The sequence below is a fragment of the Bowdeniella nasicola genome (genome assembly GCF_900107735.1).
Taxonomy (GTDB): domain Bacteria; phylum Actinomycetota; class Actinomycetes; order Actinomycetales; family Actinomycetaceae; genus Bowdeniella; species Bowdeniella massiliensis.
In genome coordinates, this window is the sequence record NZ_FNQV01000011.1 from 81,612 (window position 1) to 99,549 (window position 17,938).

A 17,938-nucleotide genomic window follows, 5' to 3' on the forward strand; every position below is an offset into this window, starting at 1 on the left:
GATTTGGGATGATGGGGGCATGTCTGCGCTGAACCCTGCCCTCAACGTTGTGCTCGACGACCTGGAAGACGCGGGGCTCGCCACCGATCCCGACGCCATCGCGAGTGCCTTTGCCGACTGGGCCGAGCGCAGCGGCCGCCCGCTGTACGACCACCAGGCCGAGGCAGTGCTCGCCATCGTTTCCGGCGCGCATACGATCGCCGCCACCCCGACGGGCTCCGGCAAGTCGATGATCGCCCTCGCCGCCCACCTCAATTCGCTGGCGGCCGGCGGCCGCACCTATTACACCGCGCCGCTGAAGGCCCTCGTCTCGGAGAAGTTCTTCGACCTCATCCACCTCTTCGGCTCCGCCAACGTCGGTATGATCACGGGCGACGCGGCCGTCAACCCGGGCGCTCCGATCATTTGCTGCACCGCGGAGATCCTCGCCATGCAGGCCCTGCGCGAGGGCGAGAACCTCGACGTTCACAGCGTCGTGATGGACGAATTCCATTTCTATTCCGACCCGCAGCGTGGCTGGGCCTGGCAAGTGCCGCTGCTCGAGATCCCGCACGCCCAGTTCATCCTCATGTCGGCGACGCTCGGCGACACGGCATTTTTCGAACGCGACCTGACCGATCGCACCGGCCGCGAGGTCATCACCGTCACGAGCGCCACCCGTCCCGTGCCGCTGAACTTCTCCTACTCGATCGAGCCCATCCACGAACTCCTCGACGAGCTCGTCCACACCCACCGCGCGCCCGTCTATGTCGTGCATTTTTCCCAGCGCGACGCAGTCGAACGCGCGAGTGCCCTGCTCAGCGTCACCCTGATCGACAAGGACCGGCAGGCAAGAATCGCCGCGGTCCTCGGCGATTTTCGCTTCGGGCCGGGCTTTGGCCAGACGCTGTCCAAGCTCGTGCGCCGCGGCATCGGCGTGCACCACGCGGGCATGCTCCCGCGCTACCGCCGCCTCGTGGAGCGCCTAGCCCAATCGGGCCTGCTCGCCGTCGTGTGCGGCACCGATACCCTCGGCGTTGGCATAAACGTGCCGATCCGCACCGTCGTGCTGACCAAACTCACCAAGTTCGACGGGGTGCGCGAACGCCACCTCAGCGCGCGCGAATTCCACCAGATCGCCGGGCGCGCCGGCCGCGCGGGCTTTGACACAATGGGCGACGTCGTCGTCCAGGCCCCCGAACACGTCATTGAGAACGCCGCCGCGCTGAAAAAGGCCGACGGCGACCCCAAGAAGGTCAAGAAGATCACGCGCAAGAAGGCGCCCGTCGGCGTCGTGAACTGGACGGAATCGACCTTCGAGCGCCTCGTGGCCGCCGATCCCGAGCCGCTCACGAGCCACATGGAGGTCACGCACGCACTCGTGCTTTCCGTGCTGGCGCGCCCGGGCGATCCCGTCGCCCACCTCTACCACCTGCTGAGCGCCACCCACGAGCAGGTCGGCGAGTCGAACCACCTGCTGCGCGAGGCCGTCCACGTCATCCGCTCGCTGCGCCAGGCGGGCGTCATCGAACACGTCTCCAGCGAGCAGGCTAGGCGCGAGGGCACGCCGCGCCTGCGGCTCACGGCTGACCTGCCCGAGGATTTCGCGCTCAACCAGCCGCTCTCCCCGTTCGCGCTCGCCGCCATCGAACTGCTCGAACCCGAATCCGAAACCTATCCGCTCGACGTCGTCTCGGTCATCGAGGCCGTCTGCGAGAGCCCCATGCCGCTGCTGCACGCGCAGCGCAACGCGGCCCGCGGCGAGGCGATTGCGGCGATGAAGGCCGAGGGACTCGACTACGACGAGCGCATGGCCCTGCTGGAAGAGGTGACCTGGCCCGAGCCGCTGAAAGACCTGCTCGAGCCGGCATTCGCCACCTATTCGCGTACCAACCCGTGGGTCCTTGGCCGCGAGCTGCAGCCCAAGTCCGTCGTGCGCGAAATGATCGAGAACGCCATGACGTTTTCGGACCTCATCTCCCGCTACGACGTCGGGCGCAGCGAGGGCGTCGTTCTGCGCTACCTCACCGACGTCTACCGCTCGCTGCGTCAGATCCTGCCCGAGGCCGCGCGCACCGAGGCGATGGCGGGCATCATCGAGTGGCTCGCCGCCCTCATCCGCGCCGTCGATTCCTCCCTGCTCGACGAATGGGAACAGCTCGCGGACCCCGATACCGATCGCCGCGTCGATCCCGACGCGACCGACGGCGCCGAACGTGCCTTTGGCGCCGACGAGTCCGGTCGCGTCGCATTCAGCGCCAACCCGCATGCGCTGCGCACCGCGATCCGCAGCGAGCTCATGGACGTCCTCCAGCTGCTCGATCGCGAACGCTACGACGAGCTCGCCGAGCGCTTTACCGCGCGCGATTTTTCCGCCGACGACTGGGCCGATGCGATCGACCCGTACTTCGAGGAATACGAATGGATCGGAACCGGCCCGCAGGCGCGCGGCTCCTCCTACCTGACCTTCGCACCCGATCCCGACGCCGCCGACCTGCAGCTCCTCGGCTTCGATGAGTCCTACGCCGATACCGAGCGACTGCTCGCCATCACCCAGATCTTGCAGGACCCGCACGACGATCACGCCTGGTCGCTGCGCGTCCTTGTCGATCTGGCTGCCTCCGATGAGCAGCGCCGCCCTGTGCTGCTCGCCGGTCGCGTAGCCGAGGTCGGCGCCTAGACCAGCAGCACCCAGCCGCCCACGACGCCGACGAGCAGCGCTAACGCCACCGAGCCGAGTGCCACGGGATAGGAAAAGACCCAATCCTCACGCTCGCGCCCGGGGTGGACGAAGGCCCCGATGAGGATCGTCGCGGCGAGCACGACCCACCCGGCAAGGATCGCGCCCGCGATCGCGGGCCCCATCACCTGCGCCGCAGCCACGTCCGTCGCGACGCTCGCCTGGGAGGTGAACCAGCGCGTGAAGTAGGTCGGGATCCGCACGAGCTCTCCGCCCTGGACCCACCAATCCTGCACCGCGCGCACCGTGGCGATCACGACGGGCATGAGCACGAGCACGACGATCGCCACCGGCACAAAGCGCGCCGCGGCGCCCCACCCGGTACGACGCCGCACAAACCACAGGGCAAAGGCCCCAAGCGGCGCGAGCGCAAAGATCGCCACCGCCGCCGCAAAGGCCCCGATCGCTGCCCAGCTCGGCGCCCCCGGCGAGCGCAGCTGCTCGCCCAGCGCCGCCGCGTCAATACTCTCGGCAACGAACCCCAGCACCGGGCGTGCCATCGCGATCAGCAGCGCAAGGACCGCGAGCGCCACGGAGGTGGGGATCGCTATCCCCCGCAACCACCCGAAACGCTCGACCATATCGCCAGCTTAGGTGAGCTTACGCACAGCGGCCCGATATCGGGGGTTTCCGAGTTGTCTTTTCAGCAAAGCGCGCGGTAATGTTTCTGAGGTCGAAAGACGCCGCGCCAATAGCTCAACTGGCAGAGCAGCTGACTCTTAATCAGCGGGTTCGGGGTTCGAGTCCCTGTTGGCGCACACGAAAGCCCTCGGCAACACGCCGGGGGCATCGTCATATCTGTGGCACATTCAACGGGCGTAACCCGCTAGCTTCTTTCGTTTCGCGTTGTGGACGGCACTCGGCCACGCCGACGTTACCAATATTAAGACCTCTCGCTGTTCCACAACTGATGGACAACGTGACACATCCACCATAGTTGCGTCGATGGAGCGTTAACGTCACAGATGTGGTCATGCGAAAATTGACGACCGCAGCAGCCGCAAGCTTGCTCGCCGCCACGCTGGCCCTCGCCGCCTGCACCTCCAACAGCGATAACGCCAAGGAATCGCCGACGACGCAGCCCACGCCAACGAGCGAGGAGAGCGCCACCACCGAGACGACCGCCCCCGATTCCGAGACCACCTCAGATTCCGAATCGGCCGCGCCCAAGGGGGCGGATGCCCCGGCCGCCAGCCGCGAGTTTTCGTTCAAGGAGGGCGCCTTCAAGGTCGATATCCTTCCCATTCGCGACGACGGCACCCTCGCCACCGTCAATGTCGTCGTGACCAACACGAGGAGCGCCGCGGTCCCCCTCGTCGGCATGTTTTCCAACGGCGATATCTCGATCCCCAACAGCGACAAGCAGGACAGCACCCTGCAAAACTCCACCCGCGGCATCGCTGTGACCGACGACAAGAACAAGAAGATCCACCGCGCTGCCTTCGATACCTCGGACAGGTGCCTGTGCTCGCGCACCGACGAAGGCAACCTGCAGGCGGGTGGCTCGACGACGCTGCACACCCAGGTCGCTTCCCTGCCCGAGGACGTCACGGAGGTCACCGTGACGCTGCCGGGCATCGGTGGCGTCCACAACGTGCCGGTGGTGCGTGACTAATGGCGACGTGGGCGGCCCCCGCAGCCATCGCCCTTGCCGCGTCCATCGGTCTGGCTCCGGCCGCGCCCGACGACACCGTCTATGACATCGTCGCGCCGATTGAGGACATCGTCGCCGTCTACGAGGAGATCGACAACGCCGCGACGACAGCCACCGCGGCCGACGGCCAGGAGATCCGGCTCGCGGCCGACGTCAACTTCGATAAGGACTCGGCGGCGCTCACGGCCCGCGCCGGTGAGATCCTGTCGGCGGCGACGAGCCAGTGGAAAGAGCGCACCATCGAGACGATTAGCGTCGTCGGCCACACCGACTCCGTGCAGGGCGCCGTCGACAATCAGCAGCTCAGCAACGATCGCGCCGCGGCCGTCGCGGCAGCGCTGAAGGATGCGCTCGGCGAGGTCACGATCACCGCCGCCGGCAAGGGCGCGACGGTGCCGATCGCCAAGGAATGCGGCAGCGCGGAGGAGGTCGAGGCCGCCCGCGCGCTCAACCGCCGCGTCGACATCCTCGTCACCTTCGCCGACGAGGCGCCCTAGCGAGCGCCGCTAGGACAGCAACCGCGCGAGGCGGGACGGCGAGAATTTCTCCACCTCGACGTCCCGCCCCGCGATCTCGACGTCCGTGCCGGCCAGCAGGTGCGCGACGACCTTGCCCGTGACCGGCCCGAGGCTCAGCCCGTGCATGTTATGGCCGGTGGCGAGCGTGACGCGCGGCAGCTTAGCGTGCTGCCCGATGATCGGCAGGCCGTCGGCGGTCATCGGCCGCGGCCCCACCCACTCATGACTCGTGTCATGCCAGCGAATCCCGCGCACCAGCGGCGCCGTTACCCGCTTGATCATCGTGATGCGATCGGGGTGGAAGGCCTCATAGGTGCCGTCGATCTCCATCGCCCCGACGACGCGCAGCGCGCCGGAAATCGGGACGAGCACGGTGCGCGCATCGGAGAGGTGAATGAGGTGGCGCGGCAGCTCGTCGGCGGCGACGGTAAAGGAATAGCCCTTTCCGGGAACGACGCCGAGGTGGACGCCATAGGGCTTGACCAGCTCGCTGGACCACGCGCCCGCGGCGACGACGACGTGATCGGCCGCGAGGTTGATCCGCGTCCCCTGGTGCAGGTAGTCGATGCTCGGGTGATCGCCCGCGTGCAGCCCCGTGACGCGGGCGCCTTCCAGGAATTCGACGCCGTCGGCCTTCACGACCTCACCGAGGCTTTCGACGAAGCGGCCCGGATCAATCCACCGCGCGCCGTAGTCGATGAAACCCGCGCTGCACGCGCGCGAGAGCGTCGGCTCGGTCTGCCAGAGCTCCTCGCCCGTGAGCAGCGGCCCCGGCGCATCCGCGACGCCGGATCTGGAGCGCTGCGTCAGCACCTCGTGAAAGGCCCGCACGTGGGCCTCGTCCTCGGCGGTGTACAGGAAGCCCGTGCCGCCGCCGCTGACCTCAACGCCCGCCGCGGCGAGTTCGTCGAAGGCGGCCAACGCGCCGGCGCCAAGCTGCACCATCGCCGCCACGCCGAGGCTCGTATACGTCGGCAGCGAGGACTTCATGAAGCCGAATCCGAACGTCATGAGGCGCGCGGCGCGTAGTGGCGTCAACGTGAGCGGCCCGGAGCGGGAGACGAGCCCCTTAAAGACTTCGCCGATCATGCCCGGGCCCGCCAGCGGCACGGCCGTCAGCGGCGTAATCTCGCCCGCATTGCCGCGCGAGGCGCCCGAGCCGATCTGATCGCGCTCCACGACGGTGACGTCATAGCCCGCCCGTCGCAGATAAAACGCGGTGCTCAGGCCGACGAGGCCCGCTCCTATAACAATGACCTTGGACCCCGGGGCAGCTAACGCCACAGTTGCCTCACCTTCACTCGCGCTCGACCATGAGCTGGCTCACAGGATGATGAGGTCTATCTTGGCACAGATTTCGCGCCAGTCAGGACCGCTCCCCGAAGACGGCCCGCCCGACGCGCACCAGCGTCGCGCCCTCGGCGATCGCCTCCGGCAGGTCGTTCGTCATCCCCATCGACAGCTGGGTACATTCGCCGGTGCCGGGAGCGCCGCTGGCGCGAATCTGCTCGGCTAGCTCCCGCAGCTGGCGGTAGGCGCCGCGGATCGCGCTCGCATCTGCCGTGTTCGGCCCGATCGTCATGAGGCCGGTGAGCGCAAGGTTTACCCGGGCGCCGATCTGCGTGGCGAGCTCGAGCGCCTCGGCCGGCTCGCAGCCGTTCTTGGACTCCTCACCCGAGACGTTGACCTGGAGCATGACGTCCAGGGCCGTGCGCCCCCGTCGCGCAATCTCGGACTCGCCACCGAGGCGCTCAAGGGAGTCGGCGACGCGCTCGATGAGCTCGGCGCGATCCAGCGTCTGGATGCCCGTCGCCCAACGCAGCGCGTGATTGACCTTATTGCGCTGCAGCGGCCCGATCATGTGCAACTCGACATCGAGCCCGTGGGCGCGCAGGTCCTTGCCCGTCGCGACGAGTTCTTGCACCCGGTTGTGCCCGAGCACCCGCGCGCCACATCCGATCACCGCGCGAATCGCCTCGGCGGATTGCGTCTTGACCGCACACATCACCGCCACGCTTTCCGCCTCGCGCCCAGCCTGCTCCGCCAGGCCCGCCACGTCGGCCCTCACCTGCGCAAAATTGCGACAAATCTCGGTTTCATTCACGCCCTTACCATACGCCAGCGCACCCTCGCGATCATCGTCGCCCATTGGTTTTAGCCAGCTGGGCGATTGGTGATAGTTTCATGGCTAGTAGCGAGACGTTCAGGGAAGGTCAGCGATGAGCAAGCGATTGGACACCGGCGATATTGCGCCCGAGTTCACTCTTCCGACCGTAGAGGGGTCGGTGTCACTCGATGGGTTACTGGAGCAAGCTGAGGCCGGCGTCATCGTGTACTTCTACCCGCGCGCCGCGACGCCCGGCTGCACCACCGAGGCCTGCGATTTCCGCGACAATCACTCCGCACTGAAGGACGCCGGCTACCGCCTCGTCGGGATTTCGCCCGACCCGATCAGCAAGCTCGCCGCCTTTGCCGAGGCCGAGGGCCTGAACTTCCCGCTCGCCTCCGATGAGGACAAGTCGATCATGAGCGCCTACGGCGCCTGGGGCGAGAAGAACTACGGCAAGACGGTCACCGGCGTCATCCGCTCAACGATCGTCGTCGCCAAGGACGGCACCGTCGCGCACGCGCTGTATAACGTCAAGGCCACCGGGCATGTGGCGCGCGTGGCAAAACTGCTTGGCGTCGGGAACTAATTTTCGCCTCCGGGCGCTTGTCCATTACAGTAAAGACGCCCGGTTTTTCGGGCGCGCGCGAGTGGCGAAATTGGTATACGCGCTGGATTTAGGTTCCAGTGTCTTCGGACGTGCGGGTTCAAGTCCCGCCTCGCGCACCATGCTGGCACACTCTCGCACCATGCTGGCACAATCGAGACATGTCTGGTGTGGCGTCCTCTGACCGCGGCCCGTGGCTCGATCCCGAGCGGCTCGAACTCATCCGAGCCTCCGTTCCCCTGCTCTACGTCGAAGCGATTCCCGTGCGCCTTGCCGACGATGGAGCGATCACGCACGTCGGGCTGTTGCTCGGGGCGCCCCGCTCCGATCGCATCGAGCGGGCGCTCGTCTCCGGCCGCGTGCTCTACCTTGAGACGATCCGGCAGGCGCTGCAGCGCAACCTCGATAAGGACCTCGGTCCGATGGCACTGCCCCAGCTGCCCACCTCGCTCGTGCCGTTCACCGTGCGGCAGTACTTCCCGCACACCCTCGATGGCGAGGGCGGGCAGGTCTCCTACGATCCGCGCCAGCACGCGGTCTCGCTCGTCTACGTCGTACCGATCGCGGGCGATGTGCAGGTCGACGGCGATTGCCTCGGCTTTGACTGGTACCCGATCGCGGACGCCAGCAGCGCTTCCCTCGCAACGGAGCTCGCGAGCGGGCACGCCGAGATCATCGCCCAGCTCGCCGCGTCCTGCCGATAGGCTGGTGCCATGGCCCACCCAGACTCGATGGATGACGCTCACCTGCCCGATTCCGATCCGGATCGGCTGATCGACGCGAGCAACGTCGATGAGCCGGACGACGGCCCGCGCCCGCTCGGGGCCTCATCGGACCCGACGCTGCTGTATGCGCTCCTGTTCGACACGCTCGCCGTCGTGGCGCTCGCCGTGATCGGCCGGGCCTCACACAGCGAATCGCTCGGGCTTGGGGACATCCTTTCCACCGCGATGCCGTTCCTCGCCGGAACCTATATGACGCACCTGCTCGTGGTGCGCTATTTCCACCCGATGGCGGTCGCGAGCTCGGGCATTGCCGTCGCCGCAGGGACGTGGCTCGTGGGCATGCTCGGGCGGCTGTTCCTGGGGCAGACGAACGCTCCGGCCTTCATGGCCGTCTCCGGCGCGTTCCTCGCGGTGACGATTATTGGCTGGCGGCTAGCGCGCGCCCTGCTGCGCAAGCGCGGCGACGATTCGCGGCACTAGCGCACGAAACGCCTGGCCGCGGTGGCTCATCGCGTTCTTTTCCGCTGCACTCATCTGCGCCAGGGAGCGCGCGTGCCCGTTGGGCTGCAGGATGGGATCGTAGCCGAAGCCGCCATCGCCGACCGGCGAGGTGAGCAAGCGGCCCTTGAGCTCGCCATGCTCGACGTGTTCCTCCCCCTGCGGCGTGACGATGGCCGCCGCGCACACGAACTTCGCATCGCGGTCATGCTCCTTCAGGTCCTGCATCTGGGCGAGCAGCAGCTCGTTGTTGGCCTCATCGTCGCCGTGTTTGCCGGCCCAGCGCGCGGAGAAAATCCCGGGGGCTGCGCCCATGAGCTCTACGACGAGCCCCGAATCATCGGCGATCGCGATAAGCCCCGTCGCGCGTGCCATGGCGCGGGCCTTCAGCAGCGCATTTTCGGCGAACGTATCGCCGTCCTCCACGGGCTCGGGAGTGGCGACGTCGGCGGCGGAGATCAGCGCCTCCTCGGCGAGATCAGGGATCGCCTCGGCAAGGATCGTGCGCAACTCGCCGACCTTGTGCTCATTGCGCGTCGCGAGGATGAGGCGGGCGCCGTCGGGCACCTGCGCGGAGGTCAGATCGACGCCGGGGGCCTGGGCCATCTGGCCGCCCGGGACGCCGTCGGTGGGAACGGTCATGAAAGCTCCTGTGCTAGGGCCGCCTGCTGCAGCCGGGTGAGTTCGCTCGTGCCAACGACGGCGAGATCGAGCAGCGCATTGAGTTCCTCGCGAGTGAAGGCGACGCCCTCGGCCGTGCCCTGGACCTCGACGAAGTTCCCGCTGCCGGTCACGACGACGTTCATGTCCGTATCGGCGGCGACGTCCTCGACGTAGGGCAGATCCAGGCACGGCGTGCCGTTGACGATGCCGACGGAGACGGCCGCCACGGAGTCCGTCAGGACCCGCAGCTGCTCGCGGATGTGGCCGTTGGCCTTGCCCCAGGCGATCGCGTCGGCGAGGGCGACGTAGGCGCCGGTGATCGCGGCGGTGCGCGTGCCGCCGTCGGCCTGCAACACGTCGCAGTCCAGCGTGATCGAGTTTTCGCCGAGCGCATCCAGGCTCACGACGGCGCGCAGGCTGCGGCCGATGAGGCGCGAGATCTCGTGGGTGCGGCCGCCGATCTTGCCGCGCACGGATTCGCGCGCGGAGCGGGTGGAGGTGGCGCGCGGCAGCATCGCGTACTCGGCCGTCACCCAGCCGCTGCCCGAGCCCACCTTCCAGCGCGGCACGCCGGGCGAGAAGGAGGCGGCACACAGCACGCGGGTGCCGCCAAATTCCACGAGGCAGGAACCTTCGGCGGCATCCAGCCAGCCACGGCTAAAGGAGATGGGACGCAGTTCGTCGACGGCGCGGCCGTCAGCGCGAGACAATGCCATGTCTCAAGGTTAGCCCGTGTTTTGCAAGCCTGCCGCCACACCTTTGATCGTGATTTTCAGCAGCCGGCGATCGAGCTCGTCGTCGCGCCCCTCGCGCACCGCACCAAGCGCGCGCAGCTGCAGCAGCGAGAGCGCGTCGACATACGGGTTACGCATGTGCACCGCTTGGGACAGGATGCGGTGGCCGCCCAGGAGCTCATCGCGCTCAAGCACCGCCATGACGAGTTCGCGCGTGAGGCGGTATTCGTCCATGACGCGCGTTGCCAAAGCGTCGTCGTCGCCGAGCGCCAGGTACTTGTGCGCGATGCGCGGATCGGCCTTGGCGAGCGACATTTCGGCATTGTCGATGAGGGTGGCGAACAGCGGCCAGCGCTTATAAGCCTCGCGCAGCAGCTCGAGGTTATCGAGCGCCGCGAGCGCGGAGCCGAGGCCATACCAGCCCGTGAGGTTGATCCGCGCCTGCGTCCAGGCGAACACCCACGGGATCGCGCGCAGGTCCTCTAGCGATGTCACCGACAGGCCACGCTTGGCGGGGCGCGAGCCGAGCGCAAGCCAGCCCACTTCCTCCTGCGGCGTGACGGTGGCGAACCACGCCGGGAAACCCTCGGTGTGGATGAGCGCGGCGAAGGCCTGACGGCTGACGCGATCGAGCGTGGTGGCAAGCTCGCGATAGCGTTCGGCGGCCTCGTTCAGCAGGCGTTCGTGGGAGGGCAGCGAGGACAGCAGGCTCGCGGCGGCCACCTGATCGACGTGGCGCGTCGCGATCTCCTTGACGCCATAGCGCGCCTGGATGACTTCGCCCTGCTCGGTGACCTTGAAACGCGTCGCAACGGAATGCGGCGGCTGGGCCATGATCGCGCGGTGGGCGGGGCCGCCGCCGCGGCCTAGCGCGCCGCCCCGGCCATGAAAGAGCGTGAGCTGGATGCCGGATGCATGTGCCCATTCGGCGATGCGCGTTTGGGCTTCATACAGCGCGAGCGTGGCGGCAACGGGGCCGACGTCCTTGGCCGAATCCGAATAGCCGAGCATCACTTCGAGGCGATGGCCGTTAGCGGCTAGCCGCTCTGCCACCTGCGGCAGTTCGATCATCTCCGCGAGGATGTCCGGGGCGGCCGTAAGATCCGCGAACGTCTCAAACAGCGGCACGACGTCGAGCGTCGCCACCTGGCTGCCGGCGGCGGCGTGCGCGGCGAGCCGGTAGACGTTGGCGATATCGTCGGCCGATTGCGTGAAGGAGACGATGTAGCGCCCCGCCGCGCGCGGGCCGTATTTGCGCTGGATCGAGGAGATGGCACGAAAGACGTCGAGGACCTCCTCCGGCTCAACCGCGCAGGCGATGTCCTCGCCTGCCAGGTGGGCAAGGACCTGGCGGTGGACGGCGGAGTGCTGACGAACTTCCAGCTCGGTGAAGTGGAAGCCGATCGCGTCCAGGTGACGCGCGAGATCGCGCACGGGACCACTCGCCGCGGCCGTTGCCCCCTGGGCGGCGAGCGATTCCATCACGAGGCGCACGTCGCGGGCCGCTTCCTCGCTCGTGTCGTAGCCAAGGTCCGCGTTTCGCGCGGCCGTCGCGAGCAGCCGCTGGCGAATCATGAGGATCGCCTGGCGGTGCGGCTCGCCCGGCGCATCGCGCTCGATGAGCGCAAAGGCCTCCGGATCACGCTCGCGCACATCGGACAGCAGCGCCGCGAGTTCGGAGCTTGCCGGCGTGTAACGATCATCGTGCGTGAGGGCCTTGCCGGCAGTTTCGGCATCGGCGGCGAGCAGCGCGATCGCCGCCTCGTGCGCCATCGCCGCGGCCTGGCGCGTGATCGTCGCGGTCACGAACGGATTCCCGTCGCGATCGCCGCCAATCCAGCTTCCCAGGCGCATGAAGGGCGCGAGTTCGGGCGCCGGCATCTCCCACGCCGCGAGCGAGTCGGCAAAGCGGTGCAGCGATTCGGTAATGACGGGATACATCGTCGCGCGCGCCGCGGACAGCGCCGTCGCGACCTCATCTAGCGGCTCCGGTTTGGTGGGCCGCAGCTGCGCCGTCAGCCACAGCGTTTCCACATGCCGCTCGATCTCGCGGTCGATCTCGCGCAGCCGCCGCACCGAGGCGGTCGCATGCCGGTCGTTGACGAGGGCGACGAGCGCGCGAATTGGCGCGGTGATGGCCCGACGACGAGCCTCCGTCGGGTGGGCCGTGAGCACCGGGTGAAAGCGCAGGCTCGCGAGCAGGCCCGTGGCCTCGCTCTCGCCCACTTCGGCGACGGCAGCGCGGTAGGCCGTCGCGAGCGAATGGCCGGCCGGGGCCTCAGCTTCGGCCGCCGGATCGTCGCGCGCGATGAGGATCCGCACCCGGTAGGCCTCTTCGCACAGGTTGACGAGATGGAAATAGACGCCGAAGGCGCGGGCCACCTCGATAGCGCGGCCGGGGCTAAAGTCCGCGACGATCTGTTCGGCGTCCGCGAGTGAGGCATCGGGTTCCTCGACGGCGGCAAGGACGGCGCTGCGCAACTGCTCCACGTCGTCGAGCAGCTCGGACCCGCCGTAGCGCGTCAGGGCCCGGCCGAGCGCATCGCCAAGAAGGCGGACGTCGCTGCGAAGATCATCGGGCAGGCTGCGGCGGGCGGCAACACGTGAATTCGGCATGCGCCCAGGGTACCTAAATTGTGAAGGTCGCTCCGGCCTGGGCGATCGCGGTGGACCCCTGCCACTCGTCGAGGCACTCCGCAAGAACATCGTGCGGTTTCGTCCACGGCTGGATGTGGGTCAGCACGAGTGTTGCCGGCTTTGCCGCCTTGGCGACCTTGCCTGCCCGGCGGCCCGTGAGGTGGATGCCGCGCACGGTGTCCATCCCCTCGCGAAATGCCGCCTCGCACAGGAACAGGTCCGTCCCGCGCGCGGCCTCGATCACGCCGTCGCAGTAGTCGGTATCACCCGAATACGACAGCGTCACGGAGCCCTCCCGCTCGCACGACGGCCCGGTGATGCGCACCGCATACGTCGGGACGGGATGCCAGACGGGAAACGATTCGACGGTGAAGGGCCCCATGGTTCGCACGGCTTGCGGATCGTGCTCGATGAAGTCGAATTCGGCCGCGTAGTCTTCCTCGGGGCCATCGCCGCCGACGCCGCGGACGCGATCCACGGCCCCCGCCGGCGCGAGCACGGGAATCGGCCCGAGCGGCCCGTCGGGATGCCACCGCCGAAAGACGTGCATCCCGATCATGTCGACCATGTGATCGGCGTGCATGTGCGACAAAACGATGCCATCGAGGTCTGCCGGTGAGCAGTGCTGCCACAGCGCGCCGAGCGCCCCGGAGCCCATATCGAGCGCGATGGACCAGCGACGGCCAGCCGCATCGTCGGCCTGCACGAGATAGCAACTCGAAGCCGAGCACGGTCCGGACATCGAGCCCGAGCATCCTACGACGGTGATTTTCATGTCACGGCCTCCTCGACCGCGGTGACCTCCGGGCCTAGGAAGCGCGAGGCGAGTTGCTGGAAGGCGCGCGCATCACCCGTCGCACGGAACTGGTGGCGCGGGATGCTATCGGCCGGCGCGAGCATTCCCGTCGCGGTCAGGCGACGGTAGACGTCCTTCGCGGTTTCCTCAGCCGAGCTCACAAGCGTGACGTCCTCCCCCATGACGTAGGAGATGACGCCGGTCAGCAGCGGGTAGTGGGTGCAGCCGAGCACGAGCGTGTCTACCCCGGCGTCGCGGATCGGCGCGAGGTAGTCCTCGGCGATCGCGAGCAGTTCGTCGCCCGTCGTGATGCCGGCCTCGACGAACTCGACGAAGCGCGGGCAGGCCGCGGCGGTGATTGTCAGGCCAGGCGCGACGGAGAACGCATCCTGGTACGCCCCGGAGGTGATCGTCGCTTCCGTGCCAATCACCCCGACGCGGCCATTGCGGCTCGCGGCCACGGCGCGGCGCACCGCAGGGTGGATGACCTCGATGACGGGGATGCCCTTGCCACGCGTGTAGCGCTCGCGGGCGTCGTGAGCCGCGGCCGATGACGCCGAGTTACAGGCGATGACGAGGGCCTTGACGCCCTGGTCTACGAGCTCGTCCATGATGTCGAGCGCGAGGGAACGCACCTGCGCGATCGGCCGGGGGCCGTAGGGGCAGTGGGCGGTATCGCCGATGTAGTGCACGCTTTCACGCGGCAGCTGATCGATGACGGCGCGCGCCACCGTCAGGCCTCCGACGCCTGAGTCGAACATGCCGATGGGTGCAGCGCTCATAGAAGGGAGCCTACGGTGAAGGCTCCGCAGCGCCCATAGCTTGCAAGAGTGAATCCTGCCACCACGTGAGGAATGCGTAGACCTCCGCGAGCACCGTCGTCGCACGATCTCCCGCCTCGTGGGCATCGCGCAGCCGGTCGATGTCATCCGCGTCACGGATCTGCAGCCGCTCGGCTATGAGCAGTCGCACATCGGTGAGTGCGGACAGCACCTCGTGCTCGCTGCCATAGGGCACGAGCACTCGGTCATCGTCGGATAGCAGAATGTCGTGCAGCAGCCGAAGCTGGCGAGCCTTGGCGTTGCGGATCCGTCGCTGCGTATCAAGGCGCAGCTCGTCGGCGAGGTCGGCGTCCTCAAGGCTCATCGCCGGCAGCAGCCGCGCGAGCGCGGGATCGTCCCCCGCGTCTTCCTGCGTATCGGCAATGTCGAAATCGAGCGCGGCAAGCACGGCGTCATCGGAGCCCGCATCGGGCACGGCCTCCAGCGGCCGGTTAAGAATGTCGCCAAGATCCTCCACCGCGCGCGCGACCATGAGCCGCACGGAGGCATCGGGACTCGAGGCGTAGCCGCGCGCTACCCGCATGAAACGTTCGATCATGGTGCCTTCGTCATCGTCGCCCACAGCCCATAGATGTGCAGCGCTTCGCAGTGGCGCGCCATCATCTCCCGGGCACCGGAGGCGACGACGGCCTTGCCCTCGCGGTGGACTTGCCACATGAGCGATTCCGCGCGCGCGCGGGTATATCCAAAGTGACGCTGGAAGACGTAGGTGACGTAGCTCGTGAGATTGACGGGATCGTCCCAGACGATTGTTTGCCATGGGCGATCGCTGAGCGTTTCGGCATGCTCAATTCGCTCGGCGATAGGTGCCGAGCCGGCGGACACGAGTGCGCTGGACATCACCCACATTGTGACACCCGAAGTCGCGATGCAACGCGGTTATCGCACGATACGCGGGTAGCCTTAAGCCCATGACCGAGACCCGCACCACGGCGCTGTTAACGGATAAGTACGAGCTGACCATGATCGACGCGGCGATCGCCTCCGGGCACGCCGATCGGCTCAGTGTCTTCGAGCTTTTTGGCCGGCGACTGCCCGCCACCCGGCGCTACGGAGTCGTCGCCGGAATCGCCCGCGTGCTGGATGCCGTCGAAGATTTCCGTTTCACCCCCGACGAGATTGCCTATCTGCGGGACTCAACGACGCTGAGCGATGAGACGCTGGACTTCCTCGCCGATTACCGCTTTTCGGGCGATATCTCGGGCTACGCCGAGGGCGAGTGCTACCTGCCGGGCTCTCCCCTGCTCTCCGTCACCGGCACCTTTGCCGAAGCCGTGCTGCTGGAGACGGTGCTGCTGGCGATTCTTAACCACGACTGCGCCGTCGCCGCCGCAGCCTCCCGCATGACGAGCGCGGCCCACGGCCGGCCATGTCTGGAGATGGGAGCGCGCCGCACTCACGAGGAGGCCGCCGTTGCCGCAGCGCGCGCGGCCGTCGTAGCCGGCTTTGCGGGCAGCTCCATTTTGGAGGCCGGACGCTCCTACGGAATCGAGACGATCGGCACCGCGGCGCATTCCTTCACGCTGCTCTACGACTCTGAAGAGGAAGCCTTCGACGCCCAGATCGCTGCCCTTGGCCCAGGCACGACGCTGCTCGTCGATACCTACGACGTGACAACGGGGGTGGAGCGCGCTGTAGCCGCAGCCCGCCGCGCCGGAGGCGAGCTCGGGGCCGTCCGACTCGACTCGGGCGACCTCATCGCCCAGGCCTTCACCGTGCGCCAGCAGCTCGACGATCTCGGCGCGCACGACACCAAGATCACCGTCACCTCGGACCTCGATGAGTACGCCATCGCGGCGCTCGGCGCCGCCCCCGTCGACTCGTATGGCGTCGGCACCAAGGTCGTGACAGGTTCTGGCCATCCCACCGCAGAGCTCGTGTACAAGCTCGTGGCACGTCAGGATGACAGCGGCCAGTGGACGCCGGTGGCGAAGAAATCCAGCTCCAAGCAGTCAATCGGAGGTCGCAAGTATGCCGGCCGCGTCGTTGCCGAAGGGCATGCCGCCGTCGAGCTCGTCGTCGCCAGCGATGATCCGCAAGCAGCTCGCGACTACCTCGCCTCTCGCGGCGCACGCCCCCTTCAGGTGGACCTCGTCAGCGGCGGCGAGATCAACGAGGAGCATCGCGGCCCTGCAGCCCTGGACGCTGCCCGGAAGCGGCACGAATCCTCCCGCGCAGAACTCCCCTACCAGGCATGGCGCCTGTCCGAGGGTGAGCCTGCGATCCCAACCGTCATGGAAGTTCTCTAGGCTTTCGCTCAATTCACACGACTAGTCCCCTGCTACCGGTTTGGCGGCAGGGGGCTCGTCGTTGCTGCGCGGGTGTGCGTTAGAAGGGTGGTGGTCCGTTGAGGGCTTCGTCAAAGCGCCAGTCGTTGGCTAGGGTGAAGCCGCGCGGCTGCGCTGCCGCGTTTGTCTCGGCTGTCTCGGCTGCTGCGGTGGTGGTGAGGGGTTGATCGTCTGGGCCGGGTGGTGCGTTGCTTTCGGTGTTGCCTTTGGGGCGCGGGATATCGCATATCGGTGGCGTGAGCCGGGGATGGTAGATGGGCTGTTGGTCGGGGTCGATCCTTCTGGGTGGTTTTGCGGCTGGGATCCCGTTTTGGTCGATGATGATGGTCCAGCTGTTGGGGTCGTCGGGTGGTTTCTCGACTCGGGGATGATGCCGTGAACACACGAGTGCCAGGTTGGTGAGGTTGGTGGGTCCGCCACTTTCCCACGAAACAATATGGTGCGCTACGCATCCTTCGGGTGGGTCGGTGCACATCGGGAAGACACATCCCCCGTCCCGGAGGGCTAGGAGTTTCCGTAGCTTCTTGCTAGCGAGGCGGGTTTCTCGTCCCCGGTCTGCTTCGCGTGTGTCCCAAATGTGGCGGGAACGCTCCGGGAAGGAGACCGTGGGGTCCTCAACGATCGTCGGGGCGGGCGGTGCCGGCGTCAACACCATGGTTTCTGGTTCGGTTGTGCTGGTTGTCGGCTCCGTGGCGCTGGCGCTGGGACGTGAGGTGTCGCCATAGGTGAAGTCATCGTCGGACATGATGCGGTCGATAAGCGACTCGGCATCATCTTCAAAGGAGTCCGCTTCCGGGCCCTCCATATCGGCTCCATGACTTCCATTGCCACCAGGGTTATTCGGGAGCGGGCTTCCGCCACCACCATTGTTGCCTGACGGGCCGTCCTCACCTGAGGGGTCGTCGTCACCGGAGGGGTCGTCGTCACCGGAGGGGTCGTCGTTGCCGTAGGGGCCGGGGCCATCAAACGGATCCTGCCCATCGAACGGATCCTGCCCATCGAACGGATCCTGACCATCAGATGGGTCTTCGCCGTTGAAGAGATCTTCGGAAGGATCCTGATCTGTCGGGTCCTGGCCGCCCGGGGTGTCGTTTCCGGTGAGGTGGGTGAGGTCGTCTGCTTCGGGTGGGTAGTGCCCGGTCATGGTGGT

At 67.3% G+C, this 17,938-nt stretch carries 18 protein-coding genes and 2 tRNA genes; 9 read left to right on the forward strand and 11 right to left on the reverse strand.

The window, feature by feature from the left end:
* Positions 1 to 19: 19 nt before the first annotated feature.
* Positions 20 to 2,659 (forward strand): DEAD/DEAH box helicase, encoded by a 2,640-nt coding sequence (locus BLU67_RS09200; protein ID WP_092565232.1) that lies wholly within the window; start codon positions 20 to 22, stop codon positions 2,657 to 2,659.
* On the opposite strand, the gene BLU67_RS09205 is transcribed toward BLU67_RS09200, so the two are convergent.
* Positions 2,656 to 3,300: a hypothetical protein gene (locus BLU67_RS09205; protein WP_092565234.1), complete on the reverse strand. Its 645-nt coding sequence runs from the start codon at positions 3,298 to 3,300 to the stop codon at positions 2,656 to 2,658. The genes BLU67_RS09200 and BLU67_RS09205 overlap by 4 nt on opposite strands.
* A 104-nt stretch (positions 3,301 to 3,404) precedes the next feature.
* Here BLU67_RS09205 and BLU67_RS09210 point away from each other — a divergent pair.
* The 3 genes from BLU67_RS09210 (at position 3,405) to BLU67_RS09220 (ending at position 4,870) form a co-directional block, all read left to right on the forward strand.
* A tRNA-Lys gene (locus tag BLU67_RS09210) sits at positions 3,405 to 3,477 on the forward strand.
* Between the two features lie 215 nt (positions 3,478 to 3,692).
* Positions 3,693 to 4,334: a hypothetical protein gene (locus tag BLU67_RS09215; RefSeq protein ID WP_143027393.1), complete on the forward strand. Its 642-nt coding sequence runs from the start codon at positions 3,693 to 3,695 to the stop codon at positions 4,332 to 4,334.
* The gene (locus BLU67_RS09220; protein WP_092565238.1) at positions 4,334 to 4,870 is read left to right on the forward strand and encodes an OmpA family protein; all 537 of its coding nucleotides are present in this window, start codon (positions 4,334 to 4,336) and stop codon (positions 4,868 to 4,870) included. Before BLU67_RS09215 ends, BLU67_RS09220 begins: the two co-directional genes overlap by 1 nt.
* Positions 4,871 to 4,879: 9 nt before the next feature.
* Here BLU67_RS09220 and BLU67_RS09225 read toward each other — a convergent pair whose 3' ends face one another.
* Complete coding sequence (locus tag BLU67_RS09225; protein ID WP_092565240.1) at positions 4,880 to 6,175, reverse strand: NAD(P)/FAD-dependent oxidoreductase; 1,296 nt, start codon at positions 6,173 to 6,175, stop codon at positions 4,880 to 4,882.
* Positions 6,176 to 6,257: 82 nt separating this feature from the next.
* Complete coding sequence (locus BLU67_RS09230) at positions 6,258 to 6,995, reverse strand: YggS family pyridoxal phosphate-dependent enzyme (protein ID WP_176780765.1); 738 nt, start codon at positions 6,993 to 6,995, stop codon at positions 6,258 to 6,260.
* 115 nt (positions 6,996 to 7,110) lie between these two features.
* On the opposite strand from BLU67_RS09230, the gene BLU67_RS09235 reads away from it, so the two are divergent.
* The 4 genes from BLU67_RS09235 (at position 7,111) to BLU67_RS09250 (ending at position 8,810) form a co-directional block, all read left to right on the forward strand.
* On the forward strand, positions 7,111 to 7,587 hold the full coding sequence (locus BLU67_RS09235; protein WP_092565244.1) for a peroxiredoxin: 477 nt from the start codon (positions 7,111 to 7,113) through the stop codon (positions 7,585 to 7,587).
* A gap of 55 nt (positions 7,588 to 7,642) precedes the next feature.
* Positions 7,643 to 7,727: transfer RNA gene (locus tag BLU67_RS09240), tRNA-Leu, on the forward strand.
* Between the two features lie 39 nt (positions 7,728 to 7,766).
* A complete protein-coding gene (locus BLU67_RS09245) occupies positions 7,767 to 8,309 on the forward strand; it encodes a DUF4916 domain-containing protein (RefSeq protein WP_092565246.1) in 543 nt (180 codons plus the stop codon).
* 9 nt (positions 8,310 to 8,318) lie between these two features.
* Positions 8,319 to 8,810, forward strand: a complete 492-nt coding sequence (locus tag BLU67_RS09250; protein ID WP_092565248.1) for a DUF3054 domain-containing protein — start codon at positions 8,319 to 8,321, stop codon at positions 8,808 to 8,810.
* Here the strand turns inward: BLU67_RS09250 and rdgB are convergent.
* Genes rdgB through clpS form a run of 7 tightly spaced genes read right to left on the reverse strand, consistent with a single transcriptional unit; the run spans position 8,763 to position 15,340 of the window.
* A complete protein-coding gene (gene rdgB, locus BLU67_RS09255; protein ID WP_092565281.1) occupies positions 8,763 to 9,434 on the reverse strand; it encodes an RdgB/HAM1 family non-canonical purine NTP pyrophosphatase in 672 nt (223 codons plus the stop codon). The two genes, BLU67_RS09250 and rdgB, sit on opposite strands and share 48 nt — an antisense overlap.
* A gap of 32 nt (positions 9,435 to 9,466) precedes the next feature.
* Positions 9,467 to 10,207, reverse strand: a complete 741-nt coding sequence (gene rph, locus BLU67_RS09260; RefSeq protein WP_092565250.1) for a ribonuclease PH — start codon at positions 10,205 to 10,207, stop codon at positions 9,467 to 9,469.
* A gap of 9 nt (positions 10,208 to 10,216) precedes the next feature.
* Positions 10,217 to 12,841, reverse strand: coding sequence for a phosphoenolpyruvate carboxylase (locus BLU67_RS09265; protein ID WP_092565253.1), 2,625 nt, complete (start codon positions 12,839 to 12,841; stop codon positions 10,217 to 10,219).
* Between the two features lie 13 nt (positions 12,842 to 12,854).
* Entirely contained in the window at positions 12,855 to 13,637 is a 783-nt protein-coding gene (locus BLU67_RS09270; RefSeq protein ID WP_092565255.1) for an MBL fold metallo-hydrolase, read from the reverse strand.
* Positions 13,634 to 14,440, reverse strand: coding sequence for a glutamate racemase (murI, locus tag BLU67_RS09275; RefSeq protein ID WP_092565257.1), 807 nt, complete (start codon positions 14,438 to 14,440; stop codon positions 13,634 to 13,636). The genes BLU67_RS09270 and murI overlap by 4 nt, the downstream gene beginning before the upstream one ends.
* 10 nt (positions 14,441 to 14,450) lie before the next feature.
* On the reverse strand, positions 14,451 to 15,038 hold the full coding sequence (locus tag BLU67_RS09280; protein WP_143027394.1) for a DUF2017 family protein: 588 nt from the start codon (positions 15,036 to 15,038) through the stop codon (positions 14,451 to 14,453).
* Complete coding sequence (gene clpS, locus BLU67_RS09285; protein ID WP_092565261.1) at positions 15,035 to 15,340, reverse strand: ATP-dependent Clp protease adapter ClpS; 306 nt, start codon at positions 15,338 to 15,340, stop codon at positions 15,035 to 15,037. Before clpS ends, BLU67_RS09280 begins: the two co-directional genes overlap by 4 nt.
* 71 nt (positions 15,341 to 15,411) lie before the next feature.
* Between clpS and BLU67_RS09290 the strand changes: the two genes are divergently transcribed.
* Complete coding sequence (locus BLU67_RS09290; RefSeq protein WP_092565263.1) at positions 15,412 to 16,749, forward strand: nicotinate phosphoribosyltransferase; 1,338 nt, start codon at positions 15,412 to 15,414, stop codon at positions 16,747 to 16,749.
* 79 nt (positions 16,750 to 16,828) lie between these two features.
* Here the strand turns inward: BLU67_RS09290 and BLU67_RS09295 are convergent.
* A partial coding sequence (locus tag BLU67_RS09295) for an HNH endonuclease signature motif containing protein (protein ID WP_143027395.1) occupies positions 16,829 to 17,938 on the reverse strand: 1,110 nt, incomplete at its 5' end.

Coding starts and splice junctions, on each gene's coding strand:
- BLU67_RS09200 (WP_092565232.1), top strand. CDS start 20: ATGTCTGCGCTGAACCCTGCCCTCAACGTTGTGCTCGACGACCTGGAA.
- BLU67_RS09205 (WP_092565234.1), bottom strand. CDS start 3,300: ATGGTCGAGCGTTTCGGGTGGTTGCGGGGGATAGCGATCCCCACCTCC.
- BLU67_RS09215 (WP_143027393.1), top strand. CDS start 3,693: ATGCGAAAATTGACGACCGCAGCAGCCGCAAGCTTGCTCGCCGCCACG.
- BLU67_RS09220 (WP_092565238.1), top strand. CDS start 4,334: ATGGCGACGTGGGCGGCCCCCGCAGCCATCGCCCTTGCCGCGTCCATC.
- BLU67_RS09235 (WP_092565244.1), top strand. CDS start 7,111: ATGAGCAAGCGATTGGACACCGGCGATATTGCGCCCGAGTTCACTCTT.
- BLU67_RS09245 (WP_092565246.1), top strand. CDS start 7,767: ATGTCTGGTGTGGCGTCCTCTGACCGCGGCCCGTGGCTCGATCCCGAG.
- BLU67_RS09250 (WP_092565248.1), top strand. CDS start 8,319: ATGGCCCACCCAGACTCGATGGATGACGCTCACCTGCCCGATTCCGAT.
- rdgB (WP_092565281.1), bottom strand. CDS start 9,434: ATGGCCCAGGCCCCCGGCGTCGATCTGACCTCCGCGCAGGTGCCCGAC.
- rph (WP_092565250.1), bottom strand. CDS start 10,207: ATGGCATTGTCTCGCGCTGACGGCCGCGCCGTCGACGAACTGCGTCCC.
- BLU67_RS09265 (WP_092565253.1), bottom strand. CDS start 12,841: ATGCCGAATTCACGTGTTGCCGCCCGCCGCAGCCTGCCCGATGATCTT.
- BLU67_RS09270 (WP_092565255.1), bottom strand. CDS start 13,637: ATGAAAATCACCGTCGTAGGATGCTCGGGCTCGATGTCCGGACCGTGC.
- murI (WP_092565257.1), bottom strand. CDS start 14,440: ATGAGCGCTGCACCCATCGGCATGTTCGACTCAGGCGTCGGAGGCCTG.
- BLU67_RS09280 (WP_143027394.1), bottom strand. CDS start 15,038: ATGATCGAACGTTTCATGCGGGTAGCGCGCGGCTACGCCTCGAGTCCC.
- clpS (WP_092565261.1), bottom strand. CDS start 15,340: ATGTCCAGCGCACTCGTGTCCGCCGGCTCGGCACCTATCGCCGAGCGA.
- BLU67_RS09290 (WP_092565263.1), top strand. CDS start 15,412: ATGACCGAGACCCGCACCACGGCGCTGTTAACGGATAAGTACGAGCTG.